14 protein-coding genes are annotated in these 10,325 nt (G+C 66.0%); 10 read left to right on the top strand and 4 right to left on the bottom strand.

Annotated features, from left to right (window positions below):
- The 6 genes from C995_RS14445 to C995_RS0113470 all read left to right on the top strand — a co-directional run.
- Positions 1-552 (top strand): energy transducer TonB (locus tag C995_RS14445; protein WP_026279133.1); only part of this gene is annotated, 552 nt, incomplete at its 5' end.
- 57 nt (positions 553-609) lie between these two features.
- Positions 610-1,365, top strand: coding sequence for a MotA/TolQ/ExbB proton channel family protein (locus C995_RS0113490; RefSeq protein ID WP_018865439.1), 756 nt, complete (start codon positions 610-612; stop codon positions 1,363-1,365).
- 2 nt (positions 1,366-1,367) lie between these two features.
- On the top strand, positions 1,368-1,784 hold the full coding sequence (locus C995_RS0113485; RefSeq protein ID WP_026279132.1) for a biopolymer transporter ExbD: 417 nt from the start codon (positions 1,368-1,370) through the stop codon (positions 1,782-1,784).
- Positions 1,781-1,954 (top strand): hemin uptake protein HemP, encoded by a 174-nt coding sequence (gene hemP, locus C995_RS14160; protein ID WP_018865437.1) that lies wholly within the window; start codon positions 1,781-1,783, stop codon positions 1,952-1,954. Before C995_RS0113485 ends, hemP begins: the two co-directional genes overlap by 4 nt.
- Before the next feature lie 102 nt (positions 1,955-2,056).
- Positions 2,057-4,228 carry a TonB-dependent receptor domain-containing protein gene (locus C995_RS0113475; protein WP_018865436.1) on the top strand — a complete coding sequence of 724 codons (2,172 nt, stop codon included), beginning with the start codon at positions 2,057-2,059 and terminating at the stop codon, positions 4,226-4,228.
- A gap of 189 nt (positions 4,229-4,417) precedes the next feature.
- Complete coding sequence (locus C995_RS0113470; RefSeq protein WP_018865435.1) at positions 4,418-4,609, top strand: hypothetical protein; 192 nt, start codon at positions 4,418-4,420, stop codon at positions 4,607-4,609.
- A gap of 134 nt (positions 4,610-4,743) precedes the next feature.
- On the opposite strand, the gene C995_RS0113465 is transcribed toward C995_RS0113470, so the two are convergent.
- Positions 4,744-5,001 carry a hypothetical protein gene (locus C995_RS0113465; RefSeq protein WP_018865434.1) on the bottom strand — a complete coding sequence of 86 codons (258 nt, stop codon included), beginning with the start codon at positions 4,999-5,001 and terminating at the stop codon, positions 4,744-4,746.
- A 236-nt stretch (positions 5,002-5,237) separates the two neighbouring features.
- On the opposite strand from C995_RS0113465, the gene C995_RS0113460 reads away from it, so the two are divergent.
- A complete protein-coding gene (locus C995_RS0113460) occupies positions 5,238-5,909 on the top strand; it encodes a tetratricopeptide repeat protein (protein ID WP_026279131.1) in 672 nt (223 codons plus the stop codon).
- Between the two features lie 33 nt (positions 5,910-5,942).
- Here the strand turns inward: C995_RS0113460 and C995_RS0113455 are convergent, their stop codons facing one another.
- The 3 genes from C995_RS0113455 to C995_RS0113445 form a co-directional block, all read right to left on the bottom strand.
- Positions 5,943-6,389: a hypothetical protein gene (locus tag C995_RS0113455; RefSeq protein ID WP_018865432.1), complete on the bottom strand. Its 447-nt coding sequence runs from the start codon at positions 6,387-6,389 to the stop codon at positions 5,943-5,945.
- A gap of 25 nt (positions 6,390-6,414) precedes the next feature.
- Positions 6,415-6,630 carry a hypothetical protein gene (locus tag C995_RS0113450; RefSeq protein ID WP_018865431.1) on the bottom strand — a complete coding sequence of 72 codons (216 nt, stop codon included), beginning with the start codon at positions 6,628-6,630 and terminating at the stop codon, positions 6,415-6,417.
- A gap of 71 nt (positions 6,631-6,701) precedes the next feature.
- A complete protein-coding gene (locus tag C995_RS0113445; RefSeq protein WP_018865430.1) occupies positions 6,702-7,826 on the bottom strand; it encodes a hypothetical protein in 1,125 nt (374 codons plus the stop codon).
- A gap of 89 nt (positions 7,827-7,915) precedes the next feature.
- Between C995_RS0113445 and C995_RS0113440 the strand changes: the two genes are divergently transcribed.
- The 3 genes from C995_RS0113440 (at position 7,916) to C995_RS0113430 (ending at position 9,903) form a co-directional block, all read left to right on the top strand.
- Complete coding sequence (locus C995_RS0113440) at positions 7,916-8,608, top strand: hypothetical protein (RefSeq protein ID WP_018865429.1); 693 nt, start codon at positions 7,916-7,918, stop codon at positions 8,606-8,608.
- Positions 8,601-9,107, top strand: a complete 507-nt coding sequence (locus tag C995_RS0113435; protein WP_018865428.1) for a YcgN family cysteine cluster protein — start codon at positions 8,601-8,603, stop codon at positions 9,105-9,107. The genes C995_RS0113440 and C995_RS0113435 overlap by 8 nt, the downstream gene beginning before the upstream one ends.
- A 313-nt stretch (positions 9,108-9,420) precedes the next feature.
- Complete coding sequence (locus tag C995_RS0113430; protein ID WP_018865427.1) at positions 9,421-9,903, top strand: gamma-glutamylcyclotransferase; 483 nt, start codon at positions 9,421-9,423, stop codon at positions 9,901-9,903.
- Positions 9,904-10,325 lie beyond the last annotated feature (422 nt).

The raw sequence follows: 10,325 nt of genomic DNA, 5'->3' as shown, positions 1-10,325 counted from the left end.
CCGGAACCAGAGCCGGAACCAGAGCCGGAACCAGAGCCGGAACCAGAGCCGGAACCAGAGCCGGAACCAGAGCCGGAACCAGAGCCGGAACCAGAACCGGAACCAGAACCAGAACCAGAACCAGAACCAGAACCAGAACCAGAACCAGAACCAGAACCAGAACAGACCACGGATTCGGAAGCGGACTCTCGCGAGGACACGGACTCTGAAGATGCGGCGGACACCGCCTCAGAGGACGCGGTGGGTGAGCCCGGCGAGGGGGATGAGCCGTTCGAGGAGCCCGGATTCGGAGCGGATTATCTGGATAACCCGCCGCCCGACTACCCGCGTATCTCGCAGCGCCGTCGCGAGGAAGGAACCGTGATGTTGAGGGTTACGGTGTCGGCCGAAGGCGAACCGGTCCGCTGGGAGGTCGAAGAATCCAGTGGTTACGACCGCCTGGATGAAGCCGCTCTGTCGGCCGTCGAGCGCTGGCGATTCGAGCCGGCGCGCCGGGGTGGTCGTGCCGTCGAGGTCGAGGTTGTCGTGCCGATGGAATTCCAGCTGCGCTAACGCGCCCCGGTGCTTTTCAGTCGAACCCTTCAAACGCAATGCCGAGTGCCAAGAGCCATGAGTGATTTCGACGTCTTTTATGTATTCCGCCACGGCGACCCGTTGCTGGTCGGGGTGTTCCTGACGCTGCTGGTGATGTCCATCGCCACCTGGGCAATCGCGGTCGGCAAGTTCTTCACATTGCTGGGCGTGCGTCGGCAGAACCGCAGGACGCTGGCCGCGTTCGAGGAGAGCCAGAGCGCTCGGCGCTTTCGTGACCTCGCGGGTGACTGCAGCGGGCCGCTTGCATCGATTGCGCAGGACGGTTACCACGCGTTTGACCATTATCGCGGTGTGCGCGACGGCAGCGACAAGGCCGAGCAGCAGCTGGACGATCACGTGGTCCGCATGATCCGCCAGTCGATGGACCGCGAGAACCTGCGCATGCAGGCGGGCAATACGATTCTGGCCTCGGTGGGTAGTCTGGCGCCGTTCGTGGGGTTGCTGGGTACGGTCTGGGGCATCCACGCGGCTTTGATCGATATCTCGACGGAGGCTAGCGTGTCCATGGACCTGGTCGCCGGCCCGCTTGGCGAGGCACTGATTGCGACGGCGGCGGGTCTGGCGGCCGCGATTCCCGCCGTGGCGTTTTTCAACGTGTTCAACCGTGCCCAGCGGCTGCAGCGCCAGACGCTGGAGGCCTTCGCCCACGATCTGCATGCGCTGCTGATGCATTCCGATCTGCAGCCGGGCCAGGCGCGCCGTGCCGATGCGGCTCGTGGCCATGCCCAGGCCGACACGTCCGCCGGGGGCGGCCTGCCCCAGGGGGTGTGAGCGTGGCCTTTGGACGCCTGGGCGACAGCAACGAGCCGATGTCGGATATGAACGTGATCCCGCTGGTGGACGTGATGCTGGTGTTGCTGGTGATCTTCATCATTACCGCGCCGGTGATCACTCACTCGGTGGAGCTGGAGCTGCCCCAGGCGACCAGCGAGCCCGCGGACGAGCTTCCGGACAGCGTTACGCTCTCGCTGGACGGGGACGGCGAGATCTACTGGAACAACCATCCGGTCTCGTTGAACCGTCTGCCGGAACGCCTGCGCGAGACGGTCGAGCACCAGCCCGATGTGGCGATCTATCTGCGCGCGGACCAGGACACGCGCTACGAGCGGCTGGCCCGGGTGATGGCCGAGGTGCGCCAGTCGGGCGTGAGCCGCATGGCCTTTGTCTCCGAACCGGAGGCCGAGCGATGAACGCACGAGATGGAACCATCGGCCCATTATCCTCGCGCCCGGCAACTGGTCCGCGCGAGGTGGCCAGCGAGGACCTGCTCGGTCCCGCGCGCCAGATCCGTATCCGGCACCGGGGCGAGTGGTACACCCTGCGCCAGACCGCCAACGACAAGCTGATCCTGACCAAGTAAGCCTTGCCACAACCCGAATGCCAGCCAGCGAGAACCCGGTTCGAGCCAGCCAGCCTCCCGGCCCCGCGAAGGGGTCGACCTTGACACAAGGGAGACTGCGCCATGTCCGAAACGACCCGCAAGACACTGCTGCTGGCCGGTATCGCCAGCGCCGCCCTCGGCTTTCCGTTCGCTGTTTCGGTCGCCCACGCCCAGGAAGGGGTACAGGCCAACCCGCCAGAGGAAGAACAACGTCTGGCACCGGTCGTCATCACGGCGGGCGGTTTCGAGCAGGATCTCGAACAGGCGCCCGCCAGTATCTCCGTGGTGACGCGCGAAGAGCTGGAGCGCCGCGAGGTCACCAGCCTCGCGGATGCACTGCGCGGGATCGAAGGGGTGAACGTGCGTTCGCTGGATGCCCGCAGCGGCAAGACTGGCAACCAGACGATCAGCCTGCGCGGGCTGCCCGAGGAATACACCCTGGTGCTGATCGACGGTGTGCGCCAGAACGTCTCCGGCACCGTGGCCCCGAACGCATTCACGGATGCCTCCAGCGTGTTCATTCCGCCGGTCGCGGCCATCGAACGGATCGAGGTGATTCGCGGCCCGATGTCGACCCTGTACGGCTCCGATGCGATCGGGGGCGTGGTCAACATCATCACCCGCCAGCCGGGTGACGAGTGGGAGGGCTCTGCGACGCTGGGGCATACGTTCCAGTCGGATTCCGACTTTGGCGGCTACTCCACCCTGGAAGGCTATCTTGCCGGCCCGCTGGTGGACGAACGCCTGTCCATGCAGCTGTATACCCATCTGTACGAGCGCTCGGCCTCCAGCATCGACATCCCCGGCACCGAGCCCAGCCTGACCGACAACCGCACCATGGGGCAGAACCCGACGAGTGCGAATGTCGAGACCTTTGGCGGCCGCCTGCTGTTTACACCCAATGCGCAGGATGAATTCTCCCTGCGGCTGGATACCACGCGACAAAGCTACGACAACTCGCGCGGACAGCTCGGGCGCCTGACGGGCACGGGGGATTCACGCGAGGATTTTCTGCGCGGCTATTCGCGCGAACTCGAGTTCCAGCGCGATCAGGTGCGCCTCGGCCATCGGGGCGATTACGACTTCGGGACCTGGGAGACCACCCTGACCCAGGATCGGGTGGAGACGCTCGGGCGTACGATCAACGAGGGGGCTGTCCCGGATGCCTCGCGCGAAGGCGCACCGCGAACGCTCCGACTGGACACCACGATCCTGGATACTCAGGTGGTCACGTATCTGGATGACCACGTGCTGACGGTCGGGGGGCAGTATCTGCGTCCGAAGCTGGAAGACGGCATCCTGCCGGATTCGCTGTCCTTCTGGCAGTACAGCCTGTTCGTCGAAGACGAGTGGTTCATGACCGACCGGTTCACCCTGACCGGTGGTCTGCGGTTTGACGACAACGAGAACTTCAGCAGCCAGATCACGCCGCGCCTGTACGGGGTGTTCAGTGCGACGGATACCGTCACGCTCAAGGGCGGGATTGGCCAGGGCTTTCGCGCCCCGTATATCGAGCAGATCACCGACGGGGTGATCGGCTATGGCGACGGGGGCTCCACGCCGCTGTTCGGCAATCCGGACCTGGAGCCCGAGCGCAGCACCAACGTCGAGTTCACTGTCGCCTATGACAACCGCGAGGACTTCTCGGCTCAGGCGACCGTGTTCCGCAACGAGCTCAAGGACAAGATCGAGCGTGGCACCGGAGCCAACGAAGGCGTCGACGTGAATATTGGCGAGTCGGTGGTGCGGGGGATCGAGCTTGCGACGCGCTACCGCTTCGCACCCGACTGGGCGTTCTCGGCCAACTACACCTGGACGGACAGCGAGGTGAAACGGGGCGGGACCGCGGCCAGCAACGTCGGCGACCCGCTGGCCAGCGTGCCCGAGCACATGCTGAATGCCCGGCTGGACTGGCAGGCGACCCCGCGGGTCGAGGCCTTCGCCGAGGCCGAGTACCGTTCGAGCGCCTTCCGCCCGCGCAATTATCACGAGCCGCAGGACGGCGGCAGTGCGCAGGGTGCCTACGATGCCCTGGGCGACTTCCATGGGTTCACAATGGTGAACGTCGGTGCCGTCTACCACATCTCCGAGAACGTCACCCTGAACGCGACGCTCTACAACCTGTTCGACAAGGACTTCAAGGACTACCGGCCGTATGCCCGGGGGGACACCGGAGAAACCACCTTCAGCAATGTCTACAACAACCTCTACGAGCCCCGGCGCCTGTTTGTTTCCCTGAATGCGCGTTTCTGAGAGGCCGGGGCGAGTTCGCCGAGAAACTGGATGTGGGTCACAGTGTGGCGGGGCGGGTCGCCGGAAGGCCGATCATTCTCGTTTGTCTGTGGTCCCAACGTCCGAGTCCAGCAAGCGGCGGTCCTCGACAGAGGTCGCCGATTGGACTATCTACGTGAAGGATCCATTTTCCGGTAAAGGAGCGAACCGATGCTCGACAAATCCCGACTGACGATTCTCTTCCTGGCGCTGATGCTGGCGCTGGGTGGTGCCAGCCTCGCGGGCTGTGACAACCAGGGCCCGGCCGAAGAGACCGGTGAAGAAATCGATGATGCGATGGACGATGCCGGTGATGCGATGGACGACGCTGGCGACGAGATGGAAGACACGTTCGACAACTGAAGGCTCGTCTTGTGCGAGGGGGCAGTGGCCGGTGGGCTGCTGCCCTTATTGTTTGTGGTGTTGGGAGGCAGCCGGCCGGGTACAAAAAAGGAGGGGACCAGCCCCTCCTTTTGCACTTCAGGCGGATGGCAGGACTAGAAGTCCTGTTCGCCACCCCCGTCCGCGGGCGGTTCCATGCTGCCTCCCTCTTCGGGCATTTCGCCGCCTTCCTGCGGGGGCTGCTGCATGCCTTCATCCGCCGGCGGCTGCATCGGTTCGCCACCGCCTTGTTCCTGCTGCTCCATCTGCTGCTCTTCAAACTCTTCCATGTCCATGTCGCCTTCGCCGCAGCCGACCAGCAGGGCGAACGGGGCGATGGCGAGCGTCGCCAGGATTCCGGTGGATCGTTTCATAATGTCTCTCCTTTTGCTTGAGGGCTTTGGGTGAGCGTGCGTGAAAACACTCTGCTTTCGGGGCAGGAGACAACAGCTGTTTTCATGAGTTCGGTCGAATTTTTCGGTGCCCCCCTGGCTGTGCCGGGCGTCACGAAAGCCAGTGTGCGAAATCGCCCTGTGCATGGCGGCCCGCTAAAGTGAACTCACCACAAACCGGAGGGTCCCGGACAATATCGGGTTCACAAGACATGACGATGGCTGATACTCCTGAACTGGAAAATCTCGTTGAGCAGGCTCGGAAGGCCTGGGGGCGTGGCGATGTCGAGGCTGCGATCGATGGCTGGCGCGCCGGTGCCGCCGCTGGCGATGCCCGCTGCGCCTACAATCTGGGTGTGCTGGCCGACGAGGGGCAGTATCAGTCGCGCGATCCGGAAGCGGCTGCGCGCTGGTATCGCCGGGCGGCGGAGGCGGGCTTTCCCGATGCCGCCTTCAACCTCGCGGTCCTCTACGAGCAGGGTGACGGTGTTGCCCCGGATACCAACGAGGCGGCCCGCTGGTTTCATATGGCTGCGGAGCGCGGTAACGCCCAGGCCATGTTCAATCTCGGGCTCAAGTTCGACGAAGGACGCGGGCTGCCGCAGGATGCCGAACAGGCTGCGCAGTGGTATCTGCTGGCGGCCGAGAGCGGCGAGGGCCGGGGTGCCGCGAATCTGGGGCGGCTGTTCGCGATGGGCGAGGGCGTGGAGCGCTCGGATGTTTCGGCGTTCAAGTGGTATGCGATCGCGGCCGAGATGGGGGTGGTCAACGCGGCCCGTTATCGCGAGCGCGTGGCCCGGGAACTGACCCCTGATGAACGCCTTCATGCAGGCGAGAAGGCGCGCGAGTGGCTGCAGAGCCAGGGGCAGCCGGTAACCAGGCTCCAGTAGGCGCAGGGCGCCTGGTGTGGCGCCGGGGCCTCTTTAGATAATCACGTTGAGTTCGCGCCGCGGTTCCTCGGTGGGGCCGGCCAGGCGTACGGCCAGTTCAACCCGGCGCCGCAGTGCCTCGACGCCGTCCTGTCCCAGCGAGCCGCCATCGCGCAGCGCCGATTCGTCCGGCTGGTCGTCGCCATCGCGGCGCATGCGGGCCGCCTCCTGCTCGGCGCTGATGCGCGCTCGGCTCGACAGTTCCTGTTCGGAACGCGCGCCGAAATCCAGCGACCGCTCACTCTGATCGCCGCCGCGGCGATCGCTATCCTGCTCCGCATCGTCCTCGATCGGGCGGCGGGCCTCGCCGGCCTCGGGGTCGTTCAGGGGGCGGTCAAACTCTGCGGGTGCCGAGGTCTGGCCGAGTCCCAGGCGATCGGAACCCGTCGGCCGCGTGCCGAGCGGGACTGCCGCTGAAGGATTGCTGACTGGGACTTCCATCGTCCGCCTCCCGGAACCCGCCGTCTCAGGCGCGCACGTCCAGCAACGACCCGATCATGCGATCTTCGGCCTGCAGGGTCTTCACCGAGGCCTCGACCTGATTCTGGCTCGCGATCATGCCGACTTGTGCGGTCGTGCTTTCGCGCCCGCCGGTCGGCTCGGTGGCCACCGTATGCGCCTGCTGGCGCAGGCTGGTGACGCCGTTCTGTATGCCCGTCAGGGACGTGCTGCCATCGATCATCGGGTGATCCGTCAAATGAACGTCCTGACGATTATAGATCAATTACTTGGAAGGTGTTTCCCCTGGTTGCGTCATGCGTTGGCGAGACTGCCGGTCAGGGCATCGCGCACGGCGGAGCGGGCATTGGCCTGGCGCTGCTGCCATTGCGCCAGGTCGTCGCGTCTATCCTGTGCGGTTCGGCCCTCGGCCAGGCGTGCGAGTACCTCGTCGGCCACCTCTTCCGGCGTGCTGCCGCGCGACACCAGGCCGGTGTGCTCGGCGGCCAGCCGCAGGCGCGTAGCGGCGTCCGGCCGAGCGGGGTTGTCCGCCGGTCCGCAGACGACGGCGCTGCCGTGGGTCAGGGGCAGCCCGAGGTCCGGCGGCGTTTCGCTGGCGGCCAGGGTCCCGCCGGGCAGGGTTACGTGCGCGCAACCGTAGGCCGAGCGCAGGGTCTCGGGATCCTCGATGTAGTACACCCGGTTCTTGCGGGGCACAAAGGAGGTCATGAAGCGGTTGTGGCGGATGATCGGGAGCGAATACTTGATCGCGTCGCGGTATACCGGTTCGTGACGTTCGCGGTCCGCGGGCGCCAGCAGCAGGATCGCGGCGGTCTTGCGCAGCACGGCGAACAGTACCGCGAACGCAAAGGCCTCCTCGCCGGGCCCCGTGTTGGGGGCGAGCAGGATGGGGTGCCCCTTCTCGTGATATTCGCGAAAACGTTCGCAGAAGTCCGTGTCGGGCGCCGGGGCCGCGGGGAGCTCGACCGCCCCGGCGATCGGGTCGCCGATCACCCGTGCCTCGGGCGCGTTGCAGGCCTGATCACGCGCGGCGAAGATCGCGGCCCACTCGATGTCGGCAGGGGCGTCGCCCTCGGCGTTCACCCAGAGGCGGGGCGCGGTGATCGCGGCAAGTGACGGGCCCAGTTCGCCAGCCGGGCCGATGACGACCACGGCCCGTGGCTGCAAGCGTGCCAGCCGTTCCCGGGCCAGCTCCGGCGGCAGCGCCACCGCGGGCCGGTCGCCACTCGGGTCGGGCAGTTCTCCATCGCGCTCGGCATCGGTCACGCCGAGCGTTAGCGGGCCCGCCGTGGCGGCCAGTTCGTCGAGCCAGTCGGCGGCGGCCAGCAGGGTTTGTTGCGGGGCCAGCACGACGATGCGACCGGCACTGCCGGCAGGCACGGAGCGGGCGGTGATCCAGGCGGACAAACGTGAGAACATGGCGTGCTGTCATCCGGTGGTCAGCGGGAGGGCCGGCATTATACGAGAGCCGGCGCGCCGGGGCCGCCTCGCGTCGGAGAGTGCAACGCATGCAGATACGCTGGATCGTGGGACTGATCGCGATGGTCGTGATCATGGCGCTGGCGATGTGGGTCTATTCCAACCCGGGCGGTCAGCGCAGCCAGCAGTTCACCGACCTGCCCTGGCAGGTGCAGGTGATCGACGAGCAGCGCACCCGCGTGCTGGGCTTTACGCTGGGTGAGTCGACCATGGCCGACCAGATGGGCCGCCTGCCGGTACCGGATATTCGCCTGTTCGTGGACCCGGACGGGAGCCGTTCGGTCGAGGCCTATTACGTGAACGCGCGCATCCCGCCGTTCGAGACGAACCTGGTGCTGCGTCCGGATCTGGACGAGGCCGAGCTTGATCGCATCGAGTCCCAGACGACCTCCGATCGGCCGATGCCCAGCGGGGCATGGCGCTACGGGCTGAGCGACGAGGCGCTCAGTTCGCTGGGCAACGTCCCGATCGTCGAGATGAGCTATATCCCCCGTGCGCGCTGGACCCCCGACGTCCTGGAGGAGCGCTTTGGCGAACCGGCCGAGCGCATGCAGGTGGATTCCGACCACAGCTACTGGCTCTATCCCGATCGCGGCCTGGCCATCATGGTGCCGCGCCGGGGCCGCGTGCTGATGCACTATGTGACCCAGGAGCGCTGGGGCGAGACCGTGGATCGCCTGCGCGACGAGGGACGGCGCATGATCGGCGAGGACCATGAGTGATCCCGCAGACGGGGCCCCGGTCCCGTTCTGGGAGCGCCCGCTCGAGACGCTGAGCCACGCGGAGTGGGAGGCCCTGTGCGACGGCTGTGGCCGCTGCTGTCTGCACAAGCTGGAAGACGAGGACTCGGGCGAACTGGCCTTTACCTGGCTGGCCTGCGATCTGCTCGACTGCGAGACCGGCGCCTGCTCGGACTACGCAAACCGCCGCAACTTCGTGCCCGACTGCATCCAGCTCACCCTGGAAGACCTGCCGAACTATAACTGGCTGCCACCCACCTGCGCCTACCGGCTGCGCTTCGAGGGGCAGCCACTGCCGACCTGGCACCCTCTGCTGACAGGCGATCCGGAAACGGTCAAGCGCGCCCGCGTCTCCGTGGCCGGGCGGGTTATCCGGGAATGCGATGCCCCCAATCTTCCCTTGATCGACTACATCGTCGACTGGCCCGGCCAGGTCCCGGATTCCGCCCGTCTCTGGCGCCCGGTGGTGCGACTCCCCTAGGGAAACACTGATCCATGCACACGCTCGCGTTGGTACCCCAGGTTTTCCGAGACAAGGCGCGCCGTGCAGCGGGTAGTGGTTCTACCCGCAAGCGGTGCAACGCAGGATCGGGGAACCTGGGGTGCCAACCCCACAACTTAATGAACGAAGGGGCTCGGCCGCCCGTTGTTACAAAAAATGGGCGCGCGCACGGCGTTGCGGTTCCCTTGTGCAGAATGACTGCACGGTAGTCACCGCGCCTTGTTCGCACGCAAAAGCGACTCGAGCGCGAGCATGTGCATGGATCAGTGTTTCCCTGGGAGTAGGCATCGGTATGGCGGCGTTTGTCGACCTGTTCGTGTACGGGACACTGAAGCAGGGCTTCGCCAACCATCGGGCATTCTGCGCGCAGGCCCTCCGGATTCGCACCGCGGCTATTGTCGGGTCGCTCTATGACCTGCCCGTGGGCTATCCCGCCGTGCAGGTTCCCGACAGCAGCATTCTCCTGAAGGCCGGGCAGGATCCCGCCCGTGACGCGGCGCGGCAGCGCCGTTTTCGGGGCCTCGCGCCGCCTGTCCCGCAGGTGACACAGGCGGCTGTGCACGGCGAGTGGATCCGCCTGCCGGACCCGGCGCGGACCCTGCCGCGCGTCGATGCCCTGGAGGGTGTGCGACCGGATGGCCGCGGGGAGTATCGCCGTGCCCTGGTGCCCGCCTGGACCGAGGACGGTCCAGCGGCCCTCTGGGTCTACTGGATGCCGCGTCTGCCGCGCGGCGCGCGCCATCTGGCGGACGGCACCTGGCCGGCGCGGCCCTGAACCGCATGGCCCACTGGGGGTGATCCTGGGTCGTCGCCGCAACGATCCGCGCGGGGTAGGATGCGATGAGCGCAGCGAATCGCATCATTAGGGCTGAGACAGGTTACACGCCTGGAGCGATGCGATTCGCTGCGCTCATCGCATCCTTGTGTCTTGCGGTTCACGGATCGCTACCATGGACCGCACCGGACTCGGGGTAACCCGATCGCATCCTGAGGTCACGAACCTGTGCCGTAGATGGGCCCCCGAGTCCTTTTTCATCTCGAAGTTTGAACGGTATCCAAGCTCCCCGTGAAGGGCGGGTGAAGCTGTACGGACAAGGTGAGAGGACGAGATGGCTCATATTGGCATTGATGTCAGCAAGAACAAGCTCGACTGCATGTGGGTCCGGGATCTGGAGGCGGGCAAGGTCAAGCCGAAGG

Source organism: Thioalkalivibrio sp. ARh3, assembly GCF_000377265.1.
GTDB classification, from domain to species: Bacteria; Pseudomonadota; Gammaproteobacteria; order Ectothiorhodospirales; family Ectothiorhodospiraceae; genus Thioalkalivibrio; species Thioalkalivibrio thiocyanoxidans.
The sequence above is the reverse complement of the archived record's forward strand: the minus strand, read 5'-3'. Positions and strand labels throughout refer to the sequence as shown.

Excerpts from the sequence above, each read along its gene's own strand:
- hemP (WP_018865437.1), top strand. The coding sequence starts at position 1,781 with ATGAACGCACGAGATGGAACCATCGGCCCATTATCCTCGCGCCCGGCA.
- C995_RS0113440 (WP_018865429.1), top strand. The coding sequence starts at position 7,916 with ATGCAGATACGCTGGATCGTGGGACTGATCGCGATGGTCGTGATCATG.
- C995_RS0113475 (WP_018865436.1), top strand. The coding sequence starts at position 2,057 with ATGTCCGAAACGACCCGCAAGACACTGCTGCTGGCCGGTATCGCCAGC.
- C995_RS0113445 (WP_018865430.1), bottom strand. The coding sequence starts at position 7,826 with ATGTTCTCACGTTTGTCCGCCTGGATCACCGCCCGCTCCGTGCCTGCC.
- C995_RS0113465 (WP_018865434.1), bottom strand. The coding sequence starts at position 5,001 with ATGAAACGATCCACCGGAATCCTGGCGACGCTCGCCATCGCCCCGTTC.
- C995_RS0113455 (WP_018865432.1), bottom strand. The coding sequence starts at position 6,389 with ATGGAAGTCCCAGTCAGCAATCCTTCAGCGGCAGTCCCGCTCGGCACG.
- C995_RS0113470 (WP_018865435.1), top strand. The coding sequence starts at position 4,418 with ATGCTCGACAAATCCCGACTGACGATTCTCTTCCTGGCGCTGATGCTG.
- C995_RS0113450 (WP_018865431.1), bottom strand. The coding sequence starts at position 6,630 with ATGATCGATGGCAGCACGTCCCTGACGGGCATACAGAACGGCGTCACC.
- C995_RS0113430 (WP_018865427.1), top strand. The coding sequence starts at position 9,421 with ATGGCGGCGTTTGTCGACCTGTTCGTGTACGGGACACTGAAGCAGGGC.
- C995_RS0113435 (WP_018865428.1), top strand. The coding sequence starts at position 8,601 with ATGAGTGATCCCGCAGACGGGGCCCCGGTCCCGTTCTGGGAGCGCCCG.
- C995_RS0113490 (WP_018865439.1), top strand. The coding sequence starts at position 610 with ATGAGTGATTTCGACGTCTTTTATGTATTCCGCCACGGCGACCCGTTG.
- C995_RS0113460 (WP_026279131.1), top strand. The coding sequence starts at position 5,238 with ATGGCTGATACTCCTGAACTGGAAAATCTCGTTGAGCAGGCTCGGAAG.